Origin of the sequence: Bacillus sp. CBEL-1, assembly GCF_004348885.1 — a bacterium.
Classification (GTDB): Bacteria; Bacillota; Bacilli; order Bacillales; family Bacillaceae_H; genus Priestia; species Priestia aryabhattai_A.
On the sequence record NZ_SBIM01000013.1, the window covers coordinates 862,438 to 886,853 of the forward strand.

A 24,416-nucleotide genomic window follows, 5' to 3' on the forward strand; every position below is an offset into this window, starting at 1 on the left:
AGGTTGCTAAATAAATTAGCAACCTTTTTCCTTTCTATTTTATTTTGAGATAAACATTTGTGTCCAGTAATGCCCATAGCTTCCGCCTTTAACATAACCTACTCCAATTTCTGTAAAGCTACTGGATAAAATATTTTTTCGATGTCCTTCACTATTCATCCATGATTTCACAACGGCTTCTGGTGTCGCTTGTCCAGCAGCAATGTTTTCACCTGCTGTTTTATAAGAGATGCCAAAGTTTTTCAGCATAGTAAAAGGACTTCCGTATGTAGGAGAAGTATGACTAAAATAGTTTTTATCAATCATATCTTGAGATTTATAGCGAGCTACTCGTGCTACTTCCCAATTAGATTTTAACGGTTTTACCCCTACTTTCGCACGCTCTTCGTTCACAAGCTTTACAACTTGCTCTTCAAAAGATTGAGCCGTAGTATTTACGCTTGGCACATTAATTTTTTGACCAGGATAAATGACATTGTGGTTCGAAATACTTGGGTTTGCATCAATAATTTCTTGAACACCTACCTGGTATTTCACTGCAATTTTCCACATAGTATCTCCTGATTGAACAGTATGTACTGTAGATGCTTGAGCAGTATGATTTAATCCAAAAACAAGAGTGACAGACAACATTGTAATTGATGATAATTTTAATAAAGTTTTCATAATCATATTAAAGCAAATTTTTTGACAGATTAATAGCGGTAATAATCACCTATAATACTAATTTAAGAGAATAGCTTATACAAAAAAACGCACGGTTAACCGTGCGTTTTTTTTATGAAGATAGGGCCTGTGACGGCTCCACTTCAGGGATCGCCATTGGTTCTGAAACGACTTCAGTTACCTGACGACGCTTGATGACTTCCACGTATTGAATATGATGGTTTTCCATTGCTTTTACTTTAAACTCATACTGTTCAAACGTAATAACATCCTGTTGTTTCACATCATATTTTTCTGTTAATACCCAGCCGCCAATCGTATCGATCTCTGTATCATCAATCCGGATGTCAAGAAGCTCGTTAATTTGACTTACTAGCACTTTTCCATCCACAATATAGTGGTAATCTTTCACTTTTTGAATAAGGGGCTTTTCATCTGTATCAAATTCGTCACGAATTTCACCAACGATTTCTTCTAAAATATCTTCAATTGTTACAATACCCGCTGTACCACCATATTCATCAACTAAAATCGCCATTTGAATACGTTCGCGCTGCATTTTTAGCAGCAAATCATGAATAGAAATCGTTTCAACCACTTGAATAATTGGACGAATATAATCTTTTAAATGAATTGATTGCGTATCTTTCATAACAATCTCAGTTAAGATTTCCTTCATGTTTAACAAACCAACAATGTGATCTTTATCTCCATCAATAATAGGATAGCGAGTAAATCGCTCTTCTTTTGCCATATCTAAAATATATTCAATCGTATCTTCTTGATCAATCGAGACCACTTCTGTTCGCGGTACCATAATTTCTTTTGCCACTCGGTCATCAAAGTCAAAGATCTTACTGACATATTTAAATTCTGATTGATTAATTTCACCGCTTTTATAGCTTTCTGATAATAAGATGCGAAGCTCTTCTTCACTATGTGCTAATTCATGCTCAGATGCTAGTTTTAGTCCAAATAAACCTGTTAGCAAGCGAGCTGATCCGTTAAGTACCCAGATAAAAGGATACATGATTTTATAAAAGAATATTAGCGGCTTTACAAATAATAGAGTCACCGCTTCAGCTTTTTGAATAGCAAACGTTTTAGGAGCTAATTCTCCAACTACCACATGTAGAAACGTAACGACAGCAAACGCGATGACAACTGAAATGATGGTAGATAATCCTCCCTCAATACCGAGTTGTTCAAAAAGTGGTTCAAGCATGTGAGCTACAGTAGGCTCACCTAACCACCCAAGGCCTAATGCTGTAATTGTAATTCCTAGCTGGCAAGCGGATAAATATTCGTCAAGGTTGGTAATAACTTGCTTCGCAGCTTTTGCATTTTTGCTCCCTTCCACTACTAATTGATCGATTCTAGAGCTACGAATTCGAATAATTGCAAATTCTGTAGCAACGAAAAAAGCAGTTAATGCAATCAGCACCGCTAATAAAATCAAGTTAAATATGTCCAATCAAGTTCCTTAGCTCGTAATAGTACGAGTAAGGAGTCACCTCCTAAGTGATTAAAAGTTTAAAACATTTTTTATTCCTAAATAGTTATTTCTTTTTATTTTAAATCTAAAAAACTGTGTCGTCAAACCTTTTAGCTAGTGTTCTAACACGAATCTCAAGTATAAATACCTTACACCTTTTATAAAACACACTCTTACTTTTTACTTTTCAAAGGCATATAGAAGCTGACAATCACACATATTAGGCCTATCAAAAAGAGAAAAACAGGCACCTCATTTAAAAATACTGTCAGGTAATCACCTGCTTTCCTTGCGTGAATGGGAACTAAATTCAATTCCATGATGAGACTAACGAATGCAATTGCTTTTAAACAAACTCCTAACAAAAACAACCCTAGTCTACTCCTGATTCCCAATAAAAACATTCCTTTCACATATTCATCTTTTACATTCCTGTAATGACAGAATTTTCACTTATTATCAAAGTATGAATTTCCCAAACTACTTATCACTGATTATTTATATATATGAAGAAATAAACTACCCGATATTTTTTATATAAAAAAAGCCGTACCTTTTGTAGATACGGCTTTTTTTGCTTTTATTACTAATGAAAGCAAAAATCTAATGAGATTCTTATGTAAAGCTAAAAAACAACTGATACTTTTTAGATAGTGCCCCAAACATCTTGAGCAATTTTAACGACATGACTAATTTTATTCCATTGCTCTTCTTCTGTTAGTTCATTTCCTTCTTCCGTACTTGCAAAGCCACATTGAGGACTAAGGGACAGATTTTCTAGAGGAATAGATGCACTCGCTTCTTTAATTCTTTGTTTAATAACTTCTGTATCTTCTAGCGTAGGAAACTTAGATGTTACTAGTCCTAATACAACTGTTTGGTTGTCACGTGTAAAGCTTTTTAACGGCCCAAAATCTCCTGAACGATTATCATCATATTCAAGGAAAAGTCCATCTACATGTAAGTTAGCAAAGATTGCATCGGATATAGTATCGTAGCCACCACTAGTAATGTACGTAGACCTAAAGTTCCCACGACAGATGTGCATCGTAATAATCATATCATCGGGCTTTTTAGAAATAGCGTCGTTTAAGCAATTAACTCTCGTATCAATAATATCTTTTACATCCATACCCAACTTCTCCACAACTGCATCGATACGTTCTTCAGAAACAAAATCAATCCATGAAGTGTCATCTAACTGTAAGTAGCGGCATCCTGCATCATAAAAAGCTTGAATCGCTTTTTGATAAGCAACTACCGTGTCATGATAAAACTGTTCTCTATCTCCATTATAATAAGTGTCCTCTTGAATTCGAGTAAATAGCATGTTAGGGCTTGGAATAGCAAACTTAGCAACTTGACTTCCATCACCGTATTCTTCAACGGCTTCTTTTAAAAATGTAAAATGTTCTAGCATATAATGATGGTTGAAATCTACTTTGCCAACTACCTTAATTGCTTTATTTTTTGTTTTAGCACCTTTAAATTGACTAATATACTCCGTTTCAAACTCTTCTACACCCTCTAGGCCTGATAAGAAATCCAAGTGCCACCAAGCACGTCTAAATTCTCCGTCAGTGATAGATTTAAGTCCCACTTCAAGTTGTTTCTGGACAAGCTTTAAAATTTCCTGGTCCTCTACAGATTTTAAAGCCGTCTTACTAATTCTACCATTGATATAAGCTTCTCTTGCTTCTTTGAGAGGAGTTGTTCTTAAAAAGCTCCCTACGTGATCAGCTTTAAATGGAGCTTTCACTAATGTCTTTGTCATAGTTCTATTCCCTCTTTCTATTCAAAATAAAAAACCTCATCTTAAAGATAAGAAGAGGTTAATAGTCATTATCGGTTCTTCTCCTATCTTCAAGCAAGTTGCTACTGGAATTGGCACAGTACTTAAACAGTCTGTTGCCGAGGCTTCACGGGGCCAGTCCCTCCACCTCTCGAGATAAGAATATTCAATTAATTAACTAGGAAAAATGTTACACCTATTTTCTTAACCTGTCAACGAGGAATTTGAAAAATCAGAAATGAAACATTTTTCTTGTACTATCGAGGATTGATGCATATCCGAATTCATAAAAGATAAAACGTGGTCAAATATACCTTGTCACTTTACTTGTCTCTATCTATATGATATATGTTATAATCATGTGACCTAGGTTTTAAATAAGGAGGAACCTCACAAAGATGTTAGTTAAAGGATTACAACTATTAAAATATGTCTTTTTAATCGGAGCTGTGGTATACGGAATAATTGCTTTTCAAAACAGTGATTCCACCAACTATATTGCTTATTTACCATACATTCAGTTAATGCTAAGTTTATTTTTATTTATTGAAGCTGTTTTGACGTTTAAGGAAAGCAAACTGCATTCAGCGTTTTTTCTAGTCATTTCTGTGTTCTGCTTCGCTATCTATTTTGAAGTGTAAAAAAAGCACGCTGCTCATAGCGTGCTTTTTCATTTCTCATTTCTTAAAGCGGTTACAACTTCGCCGATTGGAAGATATATTTGACTATCAAACACATAGTCATAGTGAGTTGGCTCTTTATTAATAATAATCATTGGTATCTGACCAAGTTTTCTAACTAGTAAAGGAATTTGATTAATAGGCGTTACTTGCAAAGATGAACCCATTACAATAAATAAATCGCTCTGTAAAGCTACCTCTACAGCTTCTTCAAAACAGTGAATTGAATCTCCAAACAAAACAACATTAGGCTTTAATACCTCTTCACATGACGTACAACTCGGTAATCCCGCTTTGTTTAGAAAATCTAACCCAAATTCATTTTTACACTTTTGACAATGTGCTCGCTTAATTGTTCCGTGAATTTCATATACATTCTTACTTCCTGCTTTTTGATGCAGCCCGTCAATATTTTGTGTAATTACATGCACCGTCTTTTCTTGTCCTAATTCTGCTATAAAGTCATGGCCTGAGTTAGGTTTATATTCATGAAGTAGCTTTACACGAAAAATCTCTTTAAATAGCTCCCAGAAAAGCACCGGATCATTTCGATAAAAAGAAGTGGAAATCACATCTGAAAATTCTAAGTTCTTTCGATACAATCCATTCTGAGAGCGAAAATCAGGTATACCTGACTCTGTACTTACTCCCGCCCCCGTAAAGAAACAAATTCGCTCTGCTTCTCCAATTTGTTTCTTTAACTCTTCAACTTGCATATTCATTGGCTCTCTCTCCTACTTAACAATAAGTACGGGTATCTTTACATGCTGAGCAATTTTATGACTTACGCTTCCCAAAAACATTTCTTTTACTGGATTTAACCCTCGACTTCCAACTACTACAACATCAAAGTGATTGTTGTTAGCAAATTGAATAATGGTTTTAGCAGCATCTCCATGAATAAACGTAATTTCATATTCTATATTAGATTTTGCTAACACTTCTTGTGTTGTTTGGATACGCTTTTCTCTTGTTTCATCTATTCCAAGCGTATTCAACCTACTATCTCCTTCTACCGCATATATCACTTGAACAAAGCTGCGATCAGTTAAGTTCGCTAGAGTAACCGCTTTTTCAGCTGCTCTAGCAGCGTGTTCAGAACCATCTGAAGCTAATAGAATTCGCTTGAACATGTCTTCACTCCTTTTCTATCAATTATAACAGCTCTACTAATTTTTATTCCATTGAAGAAATCGATATAAAAATTAAATTTTCTAAAAATACCCTCGCTTTTTGTGTTATACTAATAAACAGAAGTGCTATACTAAATAAAAGCTAACTAAAAGGACTGATGGCTATTATGGGTTTTGAGCTGATATGTACCTTTTGCAAAGGGCTTGGGAAAGTAATGATTATTCCTGGCATATTCTACACAAAAAAGTGTAAGCATTGCGAAGGTACTGGTTTGAAATTAAAAAAAGACGAAACTCCTCTGTAAGAAGTCTCGCCTTTATATCGTTTAGATTGATAATTCTTTTGATAGTTGATACATACGCTCATCAATATGATGAGGCTCACCTAAGATTTCCATAATATTATAATCAACAATTTCGTTTTTACGGATACCGATTGCACGCCCGCCTTTACCTTCCATTAATAACTCAACGGCGCGGCCACCAAAACGACTTCCTAACACGCGATCTTGTGCAGTTGGTGATCCACCACGCTGAATGTGACCTAGAACCGTAACGCGAGTTTCAATTCCAGCAGCTTCTTCAAGCTGTTTTGCTACTTCATTTCCTGTAGCTACACCTTCAGCAACAACAATAATACTATGTTTTTTGCCACGCTCTTGGCCTTTCTTTAGACGATCTACCATCTCTTGGAACTCATCCTTTGCTTCAGGAATTAAGATTGTTTCAGCTCCTCCAGCTAATCCAGACCATAGAGCAATATCTCCAGCATTACGTCCCATTACTTCAATAATAAACGAACGTTCATGTGAAGTAGCCGTATCGCGAATTTTATCAATCGCATCGATAACAGTATGTAAAGCTGTATCGAAACCTAGAGTAAAGTCTGTTCCTGGAATGTCATTATCAATCGTTCCTGGAATACCTACACATGGAAAACCTAGCTCAGTTAGCTTAACAGCTCCCATGTAAGATCCATCTCCACCGATTACTACTAAGCCTTCAATACCGTGTTTTTTTAGGTTTTCAATACCTTTACGGCGTCCCTCTTCTGTTTTGAACTCTGGACATCTTGCAGAATACAACATTGTTCCACCGCGTTGAATGATATCCCCAACATCACCCACTTCAAGCTTTCGAATATTTCCTTCAATTAACCCTTGATATCCTTGATAAATACCGTAAACTTCCATTCCTTCATGAATCGCTTTACGCACAACAGCACGAACCGCAGGATTCATTCCTGGAGAATCACCGCCGCTTGTTAATACACCTATTCTTTTCATTAATTTTCACCTCATCAAAAGTCAAATCAATTGACACTGTATTCTATTTTTACATTCTACATGACTACAAAGTATTTGTGTAGTAATTCACAACAGATTTCTATTATTATTTTTAAATGTCCTTACATTTTCATATGTTTTAGTTATTAACAGTTAAATATTCAATTTTTTTCTATTTTTTTAAAGAAAAATACATCTTTCTACTCGCTATAATTTTCATTTTTTTCATATTTTGTAATGAAAATGTAACGTTTTAACCTGTCGAAAGGTGTTATGATTATTTTACGAAAATTGACGGAAAATTGATGGAGGACCATTATGAAGAAACTTGTAGCAGTTTTTACCCTCGCTAGCTTTTTATTTGCTAGCCCTTTAGTTAGTCAAGCTGCGCTAGGTGATCAAACATTAAAGCAGGGCATGAGGCATCAAGATGTTCAGCAATTGCAGCAACTTTTAAAGAAAAAAGGTTATTTTACTGGCAATACAACAACTTATTTTGGCCCAGCTACATCAAACGCAGTTAAATCATTCCAGCGTAAAAATGGACTGTCTGCCGATGGAGTTGTTGGAAAAGGTACATACGCAAAGCTAGGAGTGAAAACTTCTTCACAGACTTCTACGTTTAATGCTTCAAAAGTTATTAACAAAGGAAAACAATATATCGGTGTTCCATATCGTTGGGGTGGAACAACGCCTAGCGGATTCGATTGTAGCGGCTTTATTGGTTATACTTTCAAGCAGAGCGTTGGCATTACTCTACCTCGAACTGTGGCCGAGATTTATAAAAAAGGTACTAGAGTAACAAGCTTGCAACCTGGGGACATCGTGTTTTTTCAAACATACCAAAAAGGTGCTTCACATGCTGGCATCTATATGGGCAACAATCAATTTTTACATAGCTCATCTTCAAAAGGTGTTTCAGTTGCTTCATTAAAAGATAGCTATTGGAGTAAGCGTTATATCGGTGCAAAAAGAATTCGTTAGTCAAAAAAAAAAGCCAACTTAAGTTGGCTTTTTTTAACGACAAAAACTATAGTATTCATTAATGATATCTAGTACTGTTGGATACTCATCTACCCACGTAAAGTTAGTCTTTTCGTTTTGTTCTTGTTCTGTTTCTTTTTTAATTGTAATTTGCTCCACAAAATATCTCTCCCTTTTTCTGTTATATAACATATATATCGTTTTCTTTTTGTTTTATAACAAAAATTCTAAAAAAAGAAGACGTGCTAAAAGAAGCGCTCACGATTTAGTGAGCGCTTCTTTTAATCCGCTTGAATTTTAATGTAGCATGTACGATTTCTAGGACCATCAAATTCACAAAAATAAATCCCTTGCCACGTTCCTAATAATAGACTTCCATTTTCAATAATAATTTGCTGTGAAGAACCGACGGTGCTTGCCTTTAAATGGGCTGCTGTATTCCCTTCAAAATGTTGATCTTTTTCATCAACCCAAGGATATACCTCATCAAACCTTCTAATCATGTCACGTTTTACATCTGGATCTGCATTTTCATTAATTGTGATACCAGCAGTTGTATGGGGGCAATACACTGTGACTACTCCGCTTTTTACTTTTTTCCTCTTAATTTCCGCGTTTACTTCACTTGTCACATCAACCATTTCATCTCGACTACTCGTTTGAATCTTAAATGAATGTAACATGTTTTCACTTCCTTTTTTGTTAGTTAGCATAACATCTACTGAACTCGCAAAGACTAGTATATATTCTTTTTTATCGTACTGTTTTTTACTACTGAACTCAATATACGGTTAATGACATAAAGGCGGTGAAGACTTGCTCAATTCAACTTTTCAACGAGATACAGAGTATGTGGTTAAGACATTTCTAGAACTAGCAGGTGACAGCAGTGACATAGCCTCAAAAAAGCTATGGATTTCATCTACTGATTTCTTTTATATCCTTTATCTACAAGGACTTGTAGATAGCGAAAAGCTGAATCAACTGACAGAAAAGATGGTTCAGTCTAAAACCTCCTCTCCAATCAATACGCTAGATCGTTGGGATTCTTTTATCTCAACAATTGAAAGTACTGAGATTTACACATACAAGCAAGCTCTCACTTCTTTTTTCAAAGGAGAACCTTTATTATTTATTCATAATCGTACAACAGCCTACTCGTTAAACATGACAATGGCTAAACAGCGTACATGGAGTGAACCAACAACTGAAAAAGTAGTGCGCGGTCCAAAGGTTGCATTAATTGAGAATTTAGAAGAAAATATCGGTATTTTAAGGCAAAGAGCCAGTGATGCAAACTTAATCGTGGAGGATGTTTTTATAGGAGAAGAGCAGCTCCATCGAACATCAATGGTTTTTCATAAAAAGCAATGTCAACCTCATATAGTGAATCAAGTTCGTGAAAAGCTTCAACAAATTAACCTTAATAATGTTCAAGATTCTGGAATGATTGAAGAATTTCTCGAAGAAGCTCCGTACTCCCCTTTTCCGCAAGTCCAAAATACGGAGAGACCCGATCGCGTTTTAGCAGCTATTAATGAAGGAAGAGTTGCAATTTTTGTAGATGGCTCACCTTTTGCTCTATTAGTACCAACAACAATTGACATGATTATGAAATCACCAGATGACTATTATGAAAGATGGTTGGCAGGTTCTCTCTTACGCCTTCTTCGCTATATTTCAATTTTCATTACGCTCTTTTTCTCAGCTATCTATATTAGCCTTGTATCGTTTCATCAAGGACTGCTTCCAACCGAGCTTGCCATTACAATTGCAGCAACGCGAGAAGACGTGCCGTTTTCACCTTTTATTGAAGCAATGGTAATGGAAGTGACCATCGAATTACTAAGGGAAGCCGGGCTTCGCCTCCCAACACCTGTCGGACAAACCGTTGGATTAGTAGGAGGAGTTGTTATTGGACAAGCAGCTGTAGAAGCTCATATTGTAAGTTCCGTCATGATTATTATCGTATCCGTTACGGCAATTGCTTCTTTCACCGTTCCTCAATATGGGATTGGTTTATCTTTTCGAATTTTAAGATTTGGTTCAATGATTATTGCAGCATTCTTGGGATTATACGGAGTCACTCTTTTTTTACTTATATTAGTTACGCATTTAACAAAACTTGAAAGCTTTGGAATGGAATATTTCAAACCGTTCTATGCTAAAAACAGTAAATCGTGGAAAGATTCCTACGTACGCTTACCCTTTAAAAAAGCAAATGTAACGAAGAGATAAGGAGGCATTATGAAGCAACAAGATCAGCTGCTATCAAACTTTTATGCAATAGCAACCATTTCATGTACGATGCTCGGTGTAGGATTATTAACGCTGCCACGCTCGATTACTGAAAAAACAAATAATGCAGATGGATGGATTGTTTTACTAGTTGAATGGGGATTATTCTCTTTAATTATTATTTTGCTTGCTTGGATGATAAAATCTTTTCAAATTCAATCGCTATATGAATTTTCAAAAGAAGTAACGGGCAAATTTTTAGGCAGTATTATTAATCTCTTCGCCATTACTTATTTTACCGCTGTATCAAGTTTTGAAATTCGAGCTATGTCGGAAATGATTCAATTTTACCTTCTTGAAAGTGTTCCTTTGGGAGTAATCATCATTACGTTTATGCTCACATCACTCTATACGCTAACAGGTGGTATGAATACAATTAGTAAGATGATGGCTTTGTTTTTTCCTTTTACTATTATTATCTTATTAGCCCTTTATGGTTTTAGCGTTAATATGGTTAGCATTTCAAATCTTCGACCCGTTTTAGCTGATGGAATTCATCCAATTTTAAATGCATTTACAACAGTTTCTGTTTCATTTGTAGGTGCAGAATTAATCTTGTTTTTACCAAAATACCTAAAGAATAAAAAGCAAATTCGAAAGATAGCTCTCATAGGATTTGGGATACCCCTTGCCCTTTATATTATTACCTATATTCTTGTCGTTGGCGCTTTAACAGTACCTGAAGTTAAAACGATTGTTTATCCAACTATTGCATTTGTTCAGTCTCATGAAGTAAAAGGGATCTTTGTTGAACGTTTAGAGCTTTTCTTGCTCACAGTTTGGCTGTTACAATTTTTTTTAACGTTTCAGATGTTTAATTTTTTAGCTTTTTCAGGAATTACCATGATGTTAAAAAAGAATTCCACAAAGAAGTCCGCTATGATTCGTGTAACTCTAGCAGTTATCATTGTAGTAGGCTCACTTCTCCCTAAAACAGCCGGAGACGTTATTGCGTTTGCTGACCTTTTAGGCTGGGGTTTTTTAATTGTATTTCTTGCAGTTCCACTTTTCTTAGGGCCCATTATGCTAATTAAGAAACGAGTGAAGAAGATATGAATAAGTACTTGGCTCTCATCATGATGATAATTATATTAGTGGGTTGCTCTCGGCACCGTAATATTGAACAACTCTCACTCGTCATTGGCGTTGGTATTGATTCATTAGACACGGTAAACGAAAAGACGGATCAGCATAACCTTATGCTCACTCACCAAACTCTTGTATCTCCAGACCGAGGTGGGATGTCATCGTCCTCGTCCTCACCGTATAAAAACATTGTCACTAAAGGACCCACAGTACATGAAATTACACGAGATATTGCATTAAAGCAAGACCCTTTGTTCAGTCAGCATCAGCGTATTTTAGTATTTGGTGAACAAGCTGGGAAGACCTTCAAATTAGACGCTCTGATGGATCAGCTTTCTAGGGATAATGAAATCCGCAGAAGCTGCCTTATTTTTGTTACAAATGGCCAAGCAAAGGATATTTTAACGATTAAAGGAATGGATACTCCACCGGTTAATGTCATATATGATTTAGTTGAAAATAGATATCGAACCAATAAAATACTTCCCACTTTATCATTAGGAGAAATATCAGCTAAGTTAGAAACGGACCAAAGCTTTTTAGTACAACGTGTTTCAAAGTTAGAAAAAGACATCCAATTAAACGGAGCAGCTTTAATCAAAGGTGGGAAGATATACGCATTTTTATCTCAAAACGACTTACAGGCACTTAGTTGGTTAAGAGGGGATATTCAAGGTGGGATCGTGTACGGCAAGCATGGAAGGTATCCTTTCTCGTTTGAAATTGGTTCTGTTAAACAAAAAGTCAAAACCAAAGTTGAAAACGACCATGGCATTCATTTTGATGTATACGTAAAGGCATCTGGAAGGTTATCAGAAGATTGGGATGCTTCTGATCAAAAGCTTTCCCCTTCTTTTATTAACCATATTGAAAAAAATGTTGAAAAAACTATAAAATCAGATACAAGCAAGATAGTTCAAAAACTCCAAAATGATTATCAAGCAGATGCACTTGAATTTAGAGAGTATGTACGAATTAACCACCCTTCATTTTGGAAGAAACATCGAAAAGAATGGGACACTATTTTTTCAAATTCTACTATTGATTATCATATTAACGTTACAATTGAAGATTTTGGAGCAAAAACAGACAGCGGCTAATGAGCCGCTGTCTTACTTTAATTCCATGATCATATAGTGATTTGTATATGACTTTCTTTCAAAAGAAGTTCGCTTTTCCTCTCGATCAAAATAAAATAACTCATCTTCCTGGTATTGAAAGGTATCACCTTTTTTATCCATTTCTTTAATAAACGACAGGTAATCATCCGAGTGAATTAAGTACCGCTCTGGTTTATCTGAAACTTGAACTACTTTTTCATTTCCTGCTTTCATTTTTGCTATACCAACTGCTAAAGGTATCGGATTTCCTTCTTGAAAAATAGTCTTATAAAAAATGAGCACAAATAATAAGCACGTAACGCCTACGACTAGCAAGATTTGTTTTTTTATTATCTTCACCTACTTTTCATATGGTTAACTCTATTATCAAGTGAAATTCTGCGTGAGCAAAAATGCTCTGCCATGTTATTTTTATGAAGGTGGATTGACGTAAAAGTATTTACGTTACTAATACGACAGCTTTGTAAAAAACACCTTTCTTTTATAAGAATTTGAATGGAAATATAACAGTTTCATTACCTTTCCGTTAAATCAGGTTTGCACTCCACATTTCCAATTAACTTCATGCTAAACTTGAGTCAATAATAAAGTAAAAACTTTACGAATAGATAGGGTGTTGCGTATGAACAATGTTACTTTACAATCATATTTATCTCACTTATTTCCTAATGTCCAAATGAAAAAACCGCTTTTTTACAATGCACCAATAGGTATTCGATTCAAGCTAACAAATCAAAAGCGCGTGTGGGAACAAGGGTATATGAAAAATGTTTATAAACGCACATACCAAATTTTTAAAGCACTTCATGATGAAGAGGATGAGCTCATCGTAGTATTTCGTTCGCCATCTCCAAAAACTGAACTATCTTTTCTAAAGCGCACTGATATATTAATGAAAAAATTTATTCGCTCTCGCTTAAGAAAGACAAGCGTACAGCTGTTATCAACTAAAAATGAGTATGCTATTGCATGCAAGCCAACTGACTTGAAGCAAAAACAGTTACTACAATCTATTGCGAATCGCGATCTACATATCCAACCTGCGATTGAAGAGGAATGTTACATTATCAATGTAAGCAAAGGAACCATTTTTCATCTCTATGATGATCGAGCGTTAGATGTCGTATCTAATAATCAACGTTCGCTTGGGTTACTACAAGAAAAGTTTAACGAATGGATTTTGGATATGGATGCTACTGAACATTCACCAATAAGCTAACAAAGCTGCTGTATCTATGGATAGATACAGCAGCTTTGTTTTATTTTATTTGCTTATTAAGCCACTGAACCGTGTGTTGAACCATTTGCGTTTGCTGTTCTTGAGGAGAAATCGTTGCTTTATTATCCCCTTTTTGTTCACCGTATAGACCAAACTGCGCATGGTTTGCTCCTTTTAACTCCACTATTTTGGCATTCCTTGAAAGTAAATGCTTTGTTTCTGAAATCTTATTGGGCGTTGATAAACCATCTCTTTCACCTGTTAGGGATAGAATTGGATAATTCGTGTTTGAAAAGTCATTTTTATTCATTGGATAGGAAGCCAACAAAATAAGGCCTTGTATCCTACTGTGATGATTATACGCATAAGAACTGGCTACAACTCCTCCCAAAGAATGTCCTCCGATAAACCAATTATCAATAGTAGGGTATTCCTTCATAATTTCTTTTACCTTGTTACTTGAAAAGAAACTAACATTAAAAGGCGCATCTACTATGCCTACTAGATATCCTTGTTTTGCAACTTCTTGTGCGTAGTAACCGTATGCCATTGCATCTACTTTTGCGCCTTGATAAATAATATAGCCACCTTTTATATCACTATTGTCACTTGGCTGAAAGAGTAGGTAGCCATCTTTTTGTATCGCTTGCTTTGAAACCACTAAATTTTCAACTTCTTGAGAAGGTTTATAATCAAACTGTGTCCAAATGACAAAGCATGCTATCAAAACAGAAAGTAAAACCAAAATTCCTACTGCTAGTACTTTAAGTAATCGTTTAAACATAAAATTCCTCTTTTCTTTATACTACCAAATGGAACATTCAACTTTACATTATCTTGTAGCAAAAATGCACCTTTATGAATGAAAATAATGGTTCTACGGAACAATAAAACAAATTAACCAGCAAAGGAATTCTGTATGAAGCATATTACTTACCAAACGCACAAGCGATATAAAGCCCATGTTAGCTTGTTTGGCACAACTCAACTCCACCTTCGAAACCCTTATATTATTGCCTGGTGGTCTGCTGCTTTTCCAGGTTTCGGTCACCTTTTGTTATCTAAAAACATTACGGGACTGCTCTTATTCATTTGGGAGGTTTATACAAATATCCATGCCAATATTAATGTTGCGATGGTATATTCTTTTACCGGTAGGCTAGAAGAAGCCAAGACCATATTGGATACTCGATGGGCGCTTTTATATATTCCTGTTTATCTATTTGCCATTTGGGATAGCTACCGCACAACCATCGACATAAACAAAGTATACGTGCTGGCTGAACACCAAAACGAGCCTTTTGATACCTTTAAAATGGGTGCTTTAGAAGTCAATTACCTTGATAAACGCCGCCCTCTAGTAGCTGTCATGTGGTCCATACTGATGCCAGGCGCCGGTCAACTTTATATTCACCGAATTATCATAGGTTTCTTCTCTTTAATTTGGGTAGTGGTATTTTTTTATCAATCACAATTTCTTCCGGCAGTTCATTTTCTTTTTTTAGGAGACATCACAAGTTCAACAAGCGTTTTAAATATAGAATGGCTTTTATTCCTTCCTTCTATATACGGTTTTAGCTCCTATGATGCCTATGTTAACACCATTGAGAACAATAAATTATATGATCGTGAACAAGCTGACTTTCTTTCACAAAACTATCAGCAATACCGCTTTTCATTAAAACAGCGATTATAGCTTCTATATGCTAAATCTCGATATAGTAAGGAGCCCATTATGCAAGTATTCTCTACTTTCGATCACTCAATTTATTTAGAACTTGCCATTGTAGCATTGGAGCGCAGTGGCATTCCTAAAAGCCAAATTTTAGCCATCCCACTGGAAATAAAAGATGACCAATTTTTAATTTTTGATAGCATTCATCAATCAGACGGTATTAGCCTATTTGACATCGCTGCTGGCTTGGCAACAGCTTTTGCAGTTATAGGCGCAAGCGTTGGATTTATCTTAACATGGGGACCTATATACTGGGGGTTAATTGGTGCTGCTTCAGGATTTATCATTGGCTTTTTAATTAACTTTATTTATTATAAATTTGTTAAAAAGCGAAGTAAACAAGCGCAAGGAGCGGAAGTGATTTTAATCGTAGAGTGTATACCCGAACAAACAGATCATGTAATTAAAATATTAAAAACAAACTTCTCTAAGGGATTAGCAGTTCTTTCATAGAGCAAAAAGAAGGTGAGACATAATTATTTCTGCCAACTATCTATTCGAACTATCGCAAGTTAACTACTTTTGATAGTTCGGATGTTTTTATTAAGTTGGTTTAAAAGATCGTTTTAAAAACTAGTGGAATGGAGAGTAAGACATTCCACTCACACGAGAACTAGAAGGAAAGCTGAGACTCCAACCTAACTATTGTAAAACGCCACGATTTGTCTTTGAGAAGAGTACAATTAGTTATATCCCAGCCTTTTTTATACTTAGTGGATATCTTTTTTCTTAAACCTTCCTCCTCTTACTTCAGCAATATTTGCTACTGCGAAAAATGCAGTTGAATCAATTTCATCAACAATTTCTTTTAGCTTTGCTTCTTCTAACCTTGTGATAACGCAAAAGATTACTTTTTTATCATCACCCGTATATGCTCCTTCTCCTTTTAAGTACGTTACTCCTCTGCCTAACCTTGCTAAAATGGTTTCACCAATTCGTTCGTATTGTTCGCTAATGATCCATGCAGATTTTGACTCGTCTAGCCCCTGAATAACAATATCAATTGTTTTAAAAGCAATGAAGTAAGCCATTAACGAATACATAGCACGATCCCACCCAAACACAAACCCTGCACTTCCTATAATAAATAGATTAAAGAACATGATAATTTCTCCAACAGAAAAAGGCATTTTCTTGTTAAATAAAATAGCGAGAATTTCTGTGCCATCTAAAGAGCCACCGTACCGAATTACAATTCCTACCCCAATACCTAAAATGATACCTCCAAAAACCGTTGCTAAAAGTGGATCAGTTGTTAGCACAGGCAGTGGATGAAAAATGTATGTAGCAATAGATAAAATGCTGACTCCAAAAAGAGTTGATAAAGCAAACGTTTTGCCAATTTGCTTATAGCCTATATAAAAGAAAGGTAAATTTAGTACAAAAATATACGCTCCAAGCTTTAAACTTGTTAAATGAGACAATATGATAGACACTCCAACAATGCCTCCATCAATGACTTTATTAGGTACTAGAAAAAATTCTAAACCTACCGCCATTAATATAGCGCCAAATAAAATCAGTAACACACGCTTAATAATCATCTTGCGTGGCAAAGATCGATGCACTACTTTCACTTTTTTTTCTTCAACTGGTAACATTGGCACATCCACTCCTTTCTATAAATTTTATCATAACATTCTGAATATTTTACTTTGTTTTATTTATTATATTTCGCTTCTTGCGCATTAAACCATGAATATATTGGAGAAACTTGTAGATGATAACAATTGCAGAGTTGTATAGACATTTTTTACCTTCAAAAAATGTTCAAATTAAAAAAACAGTTTAAAAGTTTTCAAAATTACATATTGGGTATAAAATATGTGTACAACATTTGCGCAAATGTTAAACAAAAAGTATACAAAGAAGGAGAATGAAACAAATGAAAAAAATTAAAGTTGGTATTGCTTCTTTAATGGCTGTTTTATTACTTGCTTTTACTGGGAACTTCGCATCAGCTGCAAACAATGACGCAATGGTACGTGTTGTTCATGCTTCACCAGATGCACCTGAAGTTGACGTATATGTTGATGGAAAAGCTGCTGTTGAAGGTGCGGCTTTTAAAGATGCTACTGATTATTTAACTTTACCTTCTGGTGAACATAAAGTTGACATCTATGCTGCTGGTACAAAAGGAAAAGAAGAGGCTGTCATTTCTACAAGCTTAACAGTTGAAGCTGGAAAAGCTTATACTGTAGCTGCAATTAACAAAGTGGCTAGTTTAGAATTGAAAGTACTTGAAGACGATATGAATGTAACAGAAGGAAAAGCCAAAGTACGTGTAGGTCACTTTTCTCCTGATGCTCCGGCCGTAAATGTAGGCGTTGTCAATGGCCCTACACTTTTTGAAAACGCATCATTTAAACAAGTAACAGATTATTCAGAAGTTGACGCTGGTACGTATGATTTAGAAGTAACAACTGCTGATGGTAATACAAAAGTATTAGATCTTGCAGGTACAAACTTAGAAGCAAATACAGTATATACAGTTTTAGCTGTGAATACTGCTGATAACCTTGAGCCAATTGTCTTAAAAGACAACACAGCAATGCCTTCTGAAATGCCAAAAACAGGTATGGGTGGAGCTTCTGAGCAATCAAATGATTCTCTTCTTCCTGTATTAACTCTATTAGGAATTGGAGCGGTTGCTATCTTTGTTGTTCGTCGTCATAAAGGCTACGAGAATTAATGAAGAACATGAGATGGGCTTTACCAGTTATATGCACAGCTTTTTTAGGGTTAGTCGGTTGCTCAGCACAGTCAGTCACAACTACTGCACAACCAGAGCCTGAAAAAGTAAAAATGGCAGAAACAAAATTAACAAGTTCGCCCCCACAAGCGTCAGTTAATGTTTCTGCCCCATCTCAGCTTACAATACCAAAGTTAAGCATTCAAGCGCCGATTGAAAAAACCGGCTTAACAAATGACGGACAAATGGGTGTTCCTGATAACGGTAACGATGTGGCATGGTTTGAACCTGGTACAAAGCCTGGTAATGAAGGAAATGCTGTTATTGCTGGACATGTTGATGATAAGGAAGGACCCGCAGTTTTTTACAACCTTCATAAACTTGATAAAGGCGATGAAATTTTTGTATCCGACGAATCAGGTAATGTGCTTACATTTGTTGTTACCAATAAAGAAGCCTACCCTCGTGAAGATGCACCTTTACGAGAAATCTTTGGACCAACATTTGATCATCAACTTAATTTAATTACATGTACAGGGTTATTCGATAGACAAAATAAAACACATGAAGAACGTCTTGTTGTTTATACAAAACTTCAGGATACTAAAGTAGCCAATGCTCAATAAGCATTGGCTACTTTTATGATTTTTTCACTATATCCATGAAAACATCTTGTTCTATCGGACATACTAATGAATACGAAATCTTCGTTTACATGCACTTCCTTACTACTATAAAATAAAAGCAGATGAACAGGAGGCTATCATATGCAGCATAAATGGCTTATTGTACTTTTAATTACGTGCCTAGTGGGAGTTGCTTTTTTTATTGGTAACGCCAGCGTGGGTACTACTGCTGAAAAAAACCCGCTTATCATTGCCCATCGCGGAGCTTCTGGCCATGAACCAGAGCATACAATAGAAGCCTATAAGCTGGCACAAAAAATGAAAAGTGACTATATTGAGATTGACCTTCATATGTCTAAAGATGGGCAACTAGTGGCCATTCATGACTATGCCCTACACCGTACAACGAATGGAACAGGATATGTGAAAAATAAAACTGTAAAGCAACTTCAGGCTTTAGATGCAGGAAGCTGGTTTTCTACTAAACGAAAAGGAGCTTATATTCCAACACTTGACGAAATTTTTGCTACGTTTGGAAACGACATTCGCTATTATATTGAAACAAAATCACCTCATGAATATCCCGGTATGGAAAAAAAGCTAATGGCTCTTTTAGATACGTACAATATAAATAAACAACAGCTTATTATTCAATCGTTTAGTGATGAAAGTCTGCGCACTTTTCACCACTTAGAACCTTCTATTATGCTCATTCAATTAGTTTCCTATAGACAAGGCTTATTAACGCCGAATCAGTTAAAGAACATTCATCGATACGCTGATGGAATCGGCCCAAGTTCGAAGACATTAACAAAAAGCTATATAAAAACGGTTCAAGCATATGGACTAGACATTCATGCTTATACAGTAAACGATACAAAAGAGATGAAAAAGCTAATTCAATGGGGTGTAAACGGTATTTTCACGAATTATCCTGACCGTTTATATCAAGCTGTTCATCCTTACAAAAAGACCCCTTTTACATATAATTTTCCTATGTAAAAGGGGCTTTAGACTATTTGGTAAAGTTAAATATCTCGGTTACGGACAAGTGATAAATAAAAACCTATTACTATAGCCGAATAGGCTATTCCCCAGCAAAAGCCAACCCACACATAGGAATCCTCACTAATAAAATTTATCATGGCTGCTATTGGTGGCAATAAATAAATAAACATTTGCAAACCTTCATAAGGATAAGGAACACCAGCTACTGCCAGCGTTAACACCAACACAAAAACTGGTCCAAACCATGAAAGATTACCCGTGCGAAGCATATGGCGAGTAAATAGCAATGACACACTCATGCTTGTTAAGCAGCTTACCAAATGCAGAAAATATCCAAACAATTGCTCCTTAACAGTGGGCATTGAAGAAAACATATCAAAGACGATTGGATATATGATTGAAACAGCGCTTAGAACAAGTGCCATTACTACAATACTGATTAGTTTACTGATAAAATAAACTGATTTTTTTCTTACATGTAGCCTTGTAATTCTTTCTTGCTTACTATTTTCTGCATGCATGAATGAAATTGTAACCCATGAGAAAGTAAAGAATAAATAAATAGAAGTATTATAGAAACTATCTAATATTGGATTCGGTGTGTATGTATAGGTAATAATTAATAAGATTAAGTATAAAGCCAATGGCGGAATATACCGGTATGACTTTAAATACGTAAGGTAATGATATCGTATTAATGCAATCATTTCTAATAGTCTTCCCTTTCAATAATTTCTATCCGATGAATATCTGCTCGTACCTCTATTAGCTCTTTGAGCAATTGGTTCATGTCTTGCTTTTTAATATAAAGCGTATAACGGCTACCGTGCTGCTCAACTTTAGCACACTTCCCTTTGAGCTCTCGAATCGGCTTATTTATAATAAAGTCTGCTTCAATAACAGCAAGCCTATCTATAGACTCAATACGCTGACTTCGAAGTATTTTTTGGGCACCAATGGTAATTACTCGATCTGCTGTTACTTGAATTAACCTTTCTTCATGACAAGTAAAAATAATGGTCATCCCTCGATCTTTTAATCGACGAAACGCTTTCTCAACATCAACCTGTGCTTTGGCATCTAGACCAGATAACGGTTCATCAAGAAGAAGAAGCTCTGAAGATCCCAACATTGCTTGCATCATATTGACTTTTTGCTTCATTCCTTTTGAAAAAGATGTAATTTCTTCATACTTATACTCGGTCATATCAAAGGTCTCGAGCAACTCTTCAATTTTTAAAAGCAGCTTTTTTTTCGAGATTTGCTGAATACGCCCCATATGGAATAGGTAATCTTGAAGTCGAAATGGAAGTTCTTGAGGAAATTGTTCTACCACAAATGCCGGTAATCCAACGTAGGAATCAATTGTTACACTCCCTTTAGTTGGCTTAATTAACCCTCCTAAAATCTTTAATAACGTACTCTTTCCGGCACCGTTTTTGCCGACAATGGCTACTGTTTCTCCCTTTTGAAAAGTTGTATGGACATTTTCTAGTACCGTTTGCTTTTTGTATAATTTTGAGACATTTTTCAATTGAATTAATGTTTCCATTTGACTTGTCCTTCCTTTAGTAAAACATGTAATAAATATGGTTAGTTAAATAGTAGCATATTTACTACATAAATAGTGCTTTCACATACAATTTTAGACAAGAAAATTAACTCTCAGAGGCGAATTATGACGTTTCTAACATAAGTAAGTGGCAGAAATACGTTCGTTCCATTACGCTGCAAACACTCGCTTGTTAACTTATTTTCAAAGCAAACAAAAATATCCAAATGATTGCAAGTTCATTCGCAATCACTTGGATACCTAATTCACTGCAATGCTTATGTCTCCGCCCCTTTTCCTCTTCTACATATAAAGAACCATATGTTCTTCATCAATGAATTTATCATCTACGTGTAAAGCTTGTTTTTCAAATCCATAACTTTTAAATCCTAAAGACGTGTACAGAGCTTTGGCGCCTGGATTATTAGCCGCTACTACAAGATAGATTTGCAGCAGCTCTTTTGATTTTGAAGCTTGTTCAATAACTGTTTTTAAAAGTGATTTTCCAAGCCCCATCCCCCTCGCTTCCGGAGCTACGTACATTCCCCAAACCTCTCCTTTATGCTGAACTTTTAAAGGCTTTTGTTTTTTATACCCTACAATTCCAACCAGTTTATCATCAAGAAAACCTCCCACAATAAACTCATCTTCAAGCGTAGGAAACTGCTTGCGAATATCTGACACTTCTTTTTCACATTCTTCTTCATAACTTAAAACAAAACTTTCTGGATGATCTCGCAGGGCTCTTAAACGTAGCTCCCAATAAATATCTGCATCTTCTTTCGTTAATAACCGAATGTTCATATCCTCACCTGGTTTTCGCTTATTTTCTTACATATTAGGGCTCGTATACAGTGAAAACATCACTCCACCGATATAAATCATAATAATTAGCGGGCACATCAATATCTTTAATAAGGACTTTCTCTTGCTTGGTACTACCAGACATAATGTTGGCACTTTTGCCATTTGTACGTATCCATAAGGTTTGCTTAGAGTGATTTATATATGTTGGTGCATAATCTCCCCACCCTTTTAAAGGATTGGTTAATTTTTCTTGCTCGTTTTTTGATAAGTTAATTGTATAAAGTGAGGGAAGCGGCCGTTTCTTAACGTCGTTTGACCAATCCGATTCCTGTACTCGTGAAATAATAATTTGCTTATCCGCCGCCCATGTAAAGTCCCAATCAGCAAACCCTTTTGGAGTAAAGATATGTTCTTTAAAAACAGGCATTTCTTTTAAAGTAAACGTTTTATTTTCAGTAGCAATTCGACCTTCTCCGTTAATAAAAGCTAACTCTTGCTGATGTGGAGACCATTTAAACCAATTTGATACGTTTAGCATTGTACCGATTGTTTGAAAAGCTTTGCCCTCAGAAGTTATGACGCATAGCGTGTTTCCATCCGCTGACATAGAAGCTGTCGGAATAGCTAAAAAGCTAATCCAATGGCCATTTTCTGACCACTTAAATTCACTCGTTGTATAAGCAAAAAAGGAGTCGCTGGGGTGGGGCAAGGTTGCAAAAGGTTCAACCTTTTTTATATCTAAGTTTGCATTTTTTTCAACTGTATATAACTTAACCGCTCCCCAACCTCTCGGTGATAGCGTCGCCGACTCCGTTATTAAAAATTTTTCACCGTCTGGGAACCATGAAAATTGATCAACACCAAGGGCTACGTGGCTTTTTTTCTTTTGCTTAACGTTATAAATAGTTAAAATGTTGTTTGATATGTAAGCTAACTCCATACCAGTTGGTGACCATTGATAGCTTTGTACATTCTTTTCAATTTCGGTTTGCTTACCTTTTACGCTAGCGGCCATCAACGATTTTCCGTTTTTATAGGCGATATAGGAACCATCCTTTGACCAAACCGGTTCACTTGCCTCATTGCTTGAAGGAATTTTTGTTTCTTTTCCGTTTTCATAAATCCATACGTCACCATCTCGAATAAAACTCACCTTAAAATTAGAAGCTGATTGAACTGTGTTTGGAAGTAATACTATCATGAAGAAGCATAAGAAAAAGCGTCTCATCTTGTCACTCCTTGTTATTAAATTTATCTCTCATATATACTTCTTCTTATCCTTGCACAAATTCAAACATCTCATGACAAAAAACTGTAAAAAAGACTTCTGTTTAAGAAGTCTCGTTGTTATACCTTGAAAGTATGTAAATGAATTCAATTTATATATTTTTCACAACCAAAATGTTGTTACCCAAAACAAAAAGGCAGTCGTATATACATACGACTGCCTTTTTTACTTACTTAGTAGGAGCTGGTTTAGTATCTGATTTGCTTTTTAATAACGTCATTCTCTTTTTCAAATAATAACCTTGTCCAATACCAAATAAGTTACCAATCACCCAATATAGAGCTAAAGCTGATGGAAGTGTAAAACCCGCAACTAATACAAATACTGGCATAATATTCATCATCATCTTCATTGGAGGCTGGATTTCATCGGTCATACTTACACGAATTTGTAAGAATGTCGTAACAGCTGCAACAATTGGTAAAATAAAGTATGGATCTGGGGCACCTAAACTTACCCATAAAAATGAATGCTGTGCAATTTCTTCCGTACGTGCAATAGCGTTATAAAACGCAAAGATAATTGGCATTTGAATCAAAATAGGCAAACATCCGCCTAAAGGATTAATTTGGTGCTTTTGATATAACGCCATCATTTCTTTTTGAAGCTTTTGCTGCGTTTCAGGATCTTTCTTACCTGCATATTTTTTTTGAATAGCTTCCATTTCAGGACGTAATGCTTGCATAGCCATAGTGCTTTTTTGTTGCTTTAAAATAAGAGGTAGTAGAACTAGACGAATAATAATTGTGACAGCAATGATAGATAATCCATAACTACCACCAAGAAATTCTGCTACATTTGTTAACGCAAGAGACAAAGGATACACAAAGTAGTGATCCCAAAACCCGCCGCTTGTAGACGTAACAGGATTCTGTGTACTACATCCTGCTAGTGCAATTAATACCATTCCTAAAACTGCTAATAATTTATAATGTCGTTTCATTTTCT

28 protein-coding genes and 1 riboswitch are annotated in these 24,416 nt (G+C 35.6%); of the genes, 11 read left to right on the forward strand and 17 right to left on the reverse strand.

Annotated features, from left to right (window positions below):
• Positions 1-39 precede the first annotated feature (39 nt).
• From safA to EPL02_RS14375, 4 genes are all read right to left on the reverse strand, one after another.
• Positions 40-666 carry a SafA/ExsA family spore coat assembly protein gene (gene safA / locus EPL02_RS14365; RefSeq protein ID WP_165932583.1) on the reverse strand — a complete coding sequence of 209 codons (627 nt, stop codon included), beginning with the start codon at positions 664-666 and terminating at the stop codon, positions 40-42.
• A gap of 112 nt (positions 667-778) precedes the next feature.
• The gene (locus tag EPL02_RS14370) at positions 779-2,140 is read right to left on the reverse strand and encodes a hemolysin family protein (RefSeq protein WP_131888078.1); all 1,362 of its coding nucleotides are present in this window, start codon (positions 2,138-2,140) and stop codon (positions 779-781) included.
• A 194-nt stretch (positions 2,141-2,334) separates the two neighbouring features.
• A complete protein-coding gene (locus EPL02_RS21395) occupies positions 2,335-2,565 on the reverse strand; it encodes a YuzI family membrane protein (protein ID WP_483295839.1) in 231 nt (76 codons plus the stop codon).
• Positions 2,566-2,807: 242 nt separating this feature from the next.
• Positions 2,808-3,935 carry a 5-methyltetrahydropteroyltriglutamate--homocysteine S-methyltransferase gene (locus EPL02_RS14375; protein WP_094912037.1) on the reverse strand — a complete coding sequence of 376 codons (1,128 nt, stop codon included), beginning with the start codon at positions 3,933-3,935 and terminating at the stop codon, positions 2,808-2,810.
• Positions 3,936-4,015: 80 nt separating this feature from the next.
• A riboswitch (SAM riboswitch) is annotated at positions 4,016-4,116 on the reverse strand.
• Between the two features lie 235 nt (positions 4,117-4,351).
• On the opposite strand from EPL02_RS14375, the gene EPL02_RS14380 reads away from it, so the two are divergent.
• Complete coding sequence (locus EPL02_RS14380) at positions 4,352-4,594, forward strand: hypothetical protein (RefSeq protein WP_131888079.1); 243 nt, start codon at positions 4,352-4,354, stop codon at positions 4,592-4,594.
• Positions 4,595-4,623: 29 nt separating this feature from the next.
• Here the strand turns inward: EPL02_RS14380 and EPL02_RS14385 are convergent, their stop codons facing one another.
• The 3 genes from EPL02_RS14385 to pfkA form a co-directional block, all read right to left on the reverse strand.
• Positions 4,624-5,355 (reverse strand): NAD-dependent protein deacylase, encoded by a 732-nt coding sequence (locus tag EPL02_RS14385; protein WP_131888080.1) that lies wholly within the window; start codon positions 5,353-5,355, stop codon positions 4,624-4,626.
• A 12-nt stretch (positions 5,356-5,367) separates the two neighbouring features.
• Positions 5,368-5,766, reverse strand: coding sequence for a universal stress protein (locus tag EPL02_RS14390; RefSeq protein ID WP_094912035.1), 399 nt, complete (start codon positions 5,764-5,766; stop codon positions 5,368-5,370).
• Positions 5,767-6,092: 326 nt separating this feature from the next.
• A complete protein-coding gene (gene pfkA, locus EPL02_RS14395) occupies positions 6,093-7,052 on the reverse strand; it encodes a 6-phosphofructokinase (protein WP_025911412.1) in 960 nt (319 codons plus the stop codon).
• 318 nt (positions 7,053-7,370) lie between these two features.
• Between pfkA and EPL02_RS14400 the strand changes: the two genes are divergently transcribed.
• The gene (locus EPL02_RS14400) at positions 7,371-8,036 is read left to right on the forward strand and encodes a C40 family peptidase (protein ID WP_131888081.1); all 666 of its coding nucleotides are present in this window, start codon (positions 7,371-7,373) and stop codon (positions 8,034-8,036) included.
• A gap of 33 nt (positions 8,037-8,069) precedes the next feature.
• Here EPL02_RS14400 and EPL02_RS21230 read toward each other — a convergent pair whose 3' ends face one another.
• Positions 8,070-8,195 (reverse strand): hypothetical protein, encoded by a 126-nt coding sequence (locus tag EPL02_RS21230; protein ID WP_256993370.1) that lies wholly within the window; start codon positions 8,193-8,195, stop codon positions 8,070-8,072.
• Between the two features lie 122 nt (positions 8,196-8,317).
• On the reverse strand, positions 8,318-8,719 hold the full coding sequence (locus EPL02_RS14405) for a secondary thiamine-phosphate synthase enzyme YjbQ (RefSeq protein ID WP_131888082.1): 402 nt from the start codon (positions 8,717-8,719) through the stop codon (positions 8,318-8,320).
• Between the two features lie 133 nt (positions 8,720-8,852).
• Between EPL02_RS14405 and EPL02_RS14410 the strand changes: the two genes are divergently transcribed.
• Genes EPL02_RS14410 through EPL02_RS14420 form a run of 3 tightly spaced genes read left to right on the forward strand, consistent with a single transcriptional unit; the run spans position 8,853 to position 12,520 of the window.
• Positions 8,853-10,274: a spore germination protein gene (locus tag EPL02_RS14410; protein WP_131888083.1), complete on the forward strand. Its 1,422-nt coding sequence runs from the start codon at positions 8,853-8,855 to the stop codon at positions 10,272-10,274.
• Positions 10,275-10,283: 9 nt separating this feature from the next.
• The gene (locus EPL02_RS14415; protein WP_131888084.1) at positions 10,284-11,390 is read left to right on the forward strand and encodes a GerAB/ArcD/ProY family transporter; all 1,107 of its coding nucleotides are present in this window, start codon (positions 10,284-10,286) and stop codon (positions 11,388-11,390) included.
• Positions 11,387-12,520: a Ger(x)C family spore germination protein gene (locus EPL02_RS14420; protein ID WP_131888085.1), complete on the forward strand. Its 1,134-nt coding sequence runs from the start codon at positions 11,387-11,389 to the stop codon at positions 12,518-12,520. The genes EPL02_RS14415 and EPL02_RS14420 overlap by 4 nt, the downstream gene beginning before the upstream one ends.
• A gap of 12 nt (positions 12,521-12,532) precedes the next feature.
• Here the strand turns inward: EPL02_RS14420 and EPL02_RS14425 are convergent, their stop codons facing one another.
• Positions 12,533-12,880, reverse strand: coding sequence for a hypothetical protein (locus EPL02_RS14425; RefSeq protein ID WP_286175451.1), 348 nt, complete (start codon positions 12,878-12,880; stop codon positions 12,533-12,535).
• Positions 12,881-13,163: 283 nt separating this feature from the next.
• Here EPL02_RS14425 and EPL02_RS14430 point away from each other — a divergent pair, with 283 nt between their 5' ends.
• Positions 13,164-13,760, forward strand: coding sequence for a DUF3885 domain-containing protein (locus EPL02_RS14430; protein WP_131888086.1), 597 nt, complete (start codon positions 13,164-13,166; stop codon positions 13,758-13,760).
• Positions 13,761-13,800: 40 nt separating this feature from the next.
• Here EPL02_RS14430 and EPL02_RS14435 read toward each other — a convergent pair whose 3' ends face one another.
• Complete coding sequence (locus EPL02_RS14435; protein ID WP_131888087.1) at positions 13,801-14,544, reverse strand: alpha/beta fold hydrolase; 744 nt, start codon at positions 14,542-14,544, stop codon at positions 13,801-13,803.
• Between the two features lie 135 nt (positions 14,545-14,679).
• Here EPL02_RS14435 and EPL02_RS14440 point away from each other — a divergent pair, with 135 nt between their 5' ends.
• Both EPL02_RS14440 and EPL02_RS14445 read left to right on the forward strand, forming a co-directional pair.
• Positions 14,680-15,456 carry a hypothetical protein gene (locus EPL02_RS14440; RefSeq protein ID WP_131888088.1) on the forward strand — a complete coding sequence of 259 codons (777 nt, stop codon included), beginning with the start codon at positions 14,680-14,682 and terminating at the stop codon, positions 15,454-15,456.
• 39 nt (positions 15,457-15,495) lie between these two features.
• Positions 15,496-15,948: a hypothetical protein gene (locus EPL02_RS14445; RefSeq protein ID WP_094912027.1), complete on the forward strand. Its 453-nt coding sequence runs from the start codon at positions 15,496-15,498 to the stop codon at positions 15,946-15,948.
• A gap of 257 nt (positions 15,949-16,205) precedes the next feature.
• Here the strand turns inward: EPL02_RS14445 and EPL02_RS14450 are convergent, their stop codons facing one another.
• Positions 16,206-17,039: a YitT family protein gene (locus EPL02_RS14450; protein WP_483295840.1), complete on the reverse strand. Its 834-nt coding sequence runs from the start codon at positions 17,037-17,039 to the stop codon at positions 16,206-16,208.
• A gap of 341 nt (positions 17,040-17,380) precedes the next feature.
• On the opposite strand from EPL02_RS14450, the gene EPL02_RS14455 reads away from it, so the two are divergent.
• The 3 genes from EPL02_RS14455 to EPL02_RS14465 all read left to right on the forward strand — a co-directional run bounded on the left by EPL02_RS14455 (position 17,381) and on the right by EPL02_RS14465 (position 19,815).
• On the forward strand, positions 17,381-18,187 hold the full coding sequence (locus tag EPL02_RS14455) for a DUF4397 domain-containing protein (RefSeq protein ID WP_131888090.1): 807 nt from the start codon (positions 17,381-17,383) through the stop codon (positions 18,185-18,187).
• The gene (locus EPL02_RS14460; RefSeq protein WP_286175452.1) at positions 18,187-18,813 is read left to right on the forward strand and encodes a class F sortase; all 627 of its coding nucleotides are present in this window, start codon (positions 18,187-18,189) and stop codon (positions 18,811-18,813) included. Before EPL02_RS14455 ends, EPL02_RS14460 begins: the two co-directional genes overlap by 1 nt.
• Before the next feature lie 141 nt (positions 18,814-18,954).
• Positions 18,955-19,815, forward strand: a complete 861-nt coding sequence (locus tag EPL02_RS14465; protein ID WP_131888091.1) for a glycerophosphodiester phosphodiesterase family protein — start codon at positions 18,955-18,957, stop codon at positions 19,813-19,815.
• 26 nt (positions 19,816-19,841) lie between these two features.
• Here the strand turns inward: EPL02_RS14465 and EPL02_RS14470 are convergent, their stop codons facing one another.
• The 5 genes from EPL02_RS14470 to yidC form a co-directional block, all read right to left on the reverse strand.
• On the reverse strand, positions 19,842-20,528 hold the full coding sequence (locus EPL02_RS14470; RefSeq protein WP_131888092.1) for an ABC transporter permease: 687 nt from the start codon (positions 20,526-20,528) through the stop codon (positions 19,842-19,844).
• 2 nt (positions 20,529-20,530) lie between these two features.
• Positions 20,531-21,373 (reverse strand): ATP-binding cassette domain-containing protein, encoded by an 843-nt coding sequence (locus tag EPL02_RS14475; protein ID WP_131888093.1) that lies wholly within the window; start codon positions 21,371-21,373, stop codon positions 20,531-20,533.
• A 303-nt stretch (positions 21,374-21,676) separates the two neighbouring features.
• The gene (locus tag EPL02_RS14480; RefSeq protein WP_131888094.1) at positions 21,677-22,177 is read right to left on the reverse strand and encodes a GNAT family N-acetyltransferase; all 501 of its coding nucleotides are present in this window, start codon (positions 22,175-22,177) and stop codon (positions 21,677-21,679) included.
• A 34-nt stretch (positions 22,178-22,211) separates the two neighbouring features.
• Positions 22,212-23,408: a PD40 domain-containing protein gene (locus EPL02_RS14485; protein ID WP_131888095.1), complete on the reverse strand. Its 1,197-nt coding sequence runs from the start codon at positions 23,406-23,408 to the stop codon at positions 22,212-22,214.
• A 229-nt stretch (positions 23,409-23,637) separates the two neighbouring features.
• A complete protein-coding gene (gene yidC / locus EPL02_RS14490) occupies positions 23,638-24,411 on the reverse strand; it encodes a membrane protein insertase YidC (protein WP_094912019.1) in 774 nt (257 codons plus the stop codon).
• Between the last annotated feature and the right edge of the window lie 5 nt (positions 24,412-24,416).

What these genes read in the sequence shown, in the direction of transcription:
- safA (WP_165932583.1), bottom strand. Translation starts at nt 666, where the DNA reads ATGAAAACTTTATTAAAATTATCATCAATTACAATGTTGTCTGTCACT.
- EPL02_RS21395 (WP_483295839.1), bottom strand. Translation starts at nt 2,565, where the DNA reads ATGTTTTTATTGGGAATCAGGAGTAGACTAGGGTTGTTTTTGTTAGGA.
- EPL02_RS14375 (WP_094912037.1), bottom strand. Translation starts at nt 3,935, where the DNA reads ATGACAAAGACATTAGTGAAAGCTCCATTTAAAGCTGATCACGTAGGG.
- EPL02_RS14380 (WP_131888079.1), top strand. Translation starts at nt 4,352, where the DNA reads ATGTTAGTTAAAGGATTACAACTATTAAAATATGTCTTTTTAATCGGA.
- EPL02_RS14385 (WP_131888080.1), bottom strand. Translation starts at nt 5,355, where the DNA reads ATGAATATGCAAGTTGAAGAGTTAAAGAAACAAATTGGAGAAGCAGAG.
- EPL02_RS14390 (WP_094912035.1), bottom strand. Translation starts at nt 5,766, where the DNA reads ATGTTCAAGCGAATTCTATTAGCTTCAGATGGTTCTGAACACGCTGCT.
- pfkA (WP_025911412.1), bottom strand. Translation starts at nt 7,052, where the DNA reads ATGAAAAGAATAGGTGTATTAACAAGCGGCGGTGATTCTCCAGGAATG.
- EPL02_RS14400 (WP_131888081.1), top strand. Translation starts at nt 7,371, where the DNA reads ATGAAGAAACTTGTAGCAGTTTTTACCCTCGCTAGCTTTTTATTTGCT.
- EPL02_RS14405 (WP_131888082.1), bottom strand. Translation starts at nt 8,719, where the DNA reads ATGTTACATTCATTTAAGATTCAAACGAGTAGTCGAGATGAAATGGTT.
- EPL02_RS14415 (WP_131888084.1), top strand. Translation starts at nt 10,284, where the DNA reads ATGAAGCAACAAGATCAGCTGCTATCAAACTTTTATGCAATAGCAACC.
- EPL02_RS14420 (WP_131888085.1), top strand. Translation starts at nt 11,387, where the DNA reads ATGAATAAGTACTTGGCTCTCATCATGATGATAATTATATTAGTGGGT.
- EPL02_RS14430 (WP_131888086.1), top strand. Translation starts at nt 13,164, where the DNA reads ATGAACAATGTTACTTTACAATCATATTTATCTCACTTATTTCCTAAT.
- EPL02_RS14435 (WP_131888087.1), bottom strand. Translation starts at nt 14,544, where the DNA reads ATGTTTAAACGATTACTTAAAGTACTAGCAGTAGGAATTTTGGTTTTA.
- EPL02_RS14440 (WP_131888088.1), top strand. Translation starts at nt 14,680, where the DNA reads ATGAAGCATATTACTTACCAAACGCACAAGCGATATAAAGCCCATGTT.
- EPL02_RS14445 (WP_094912027.1), top strand. Translation starts at nt 15,496, where the DNA reads ATGCAAGTATTCTCTACTTTCGATCACTCAATTTATTTAGAACTTGCC.
- EPL02_RS14450 (WP_483295840.1), bottom strand. Translation starts at nt 17,039, where the DNA reads ATGATTATTAAGCGTGTGTTACTGATTTTATTTGGCGCTATATTAATG.
- EPL02_RS14455 (WP_131888090.1), top strand. Translation starts at nt 17,381, where the DNA reads ATGAAAAAAATTAAAGTTGGTATTGCTTCTTTAATGGCTGTTTTATTA.
- EPL02_RS14460 (WP_286175452.1), top strand. Translation starts at nt 18,187, where the DNA reads ATGAAGAACATGAGATGGGCTTTACCAGTTATATGCACAGCTTTTTTA.
- EPL02_RS14465 (WP_131888091.1), top strand. Translation starts at nt 18,955, where the DNA reads ATGCAGCATAAATGGCTTATTGTACTTTTAATTACGTGCCTAGTGGGA.
- EPL02_RS14470 (WP_131888092.1), bottom strand. Translation starts at nt 20,528, where the DNA reads ATGATTGCATTAATACGATATCATTACCTTACGTATTTAAAGTCATAC.
- EPL02_RS14475 (WP_131888093.1), bottom strand. Translation starts at nt 21,373, where the DNA reads ATGGAAACATTAATTCAATTGAAAAATGTCTCAAAATTATACAAAAAG.
- EPL02_RS14480 (WP_131888094.1), bottom strand. Translation starts at nt 22,177, where the DNA reads ATGAACATTCGGTTATTAACGAAAGAAGATGCAGATATTTATTGGGAG.
- EPL02_RS14485 (WP_131888095.1), bottom strand. Translation starts at nt 23,408, where the DNA reads ATGAGACGCTTTTTCTTATGCTTCTTCATGATAGTATTACTTCCAAAC.
- yidC (WP_094912019.1), bottom strand. Translation starts at nt 24,411, where the DNA reads ATGAAACGACATTATAAATTATTAGCAGTTTTAGGAATGGTATTAATT.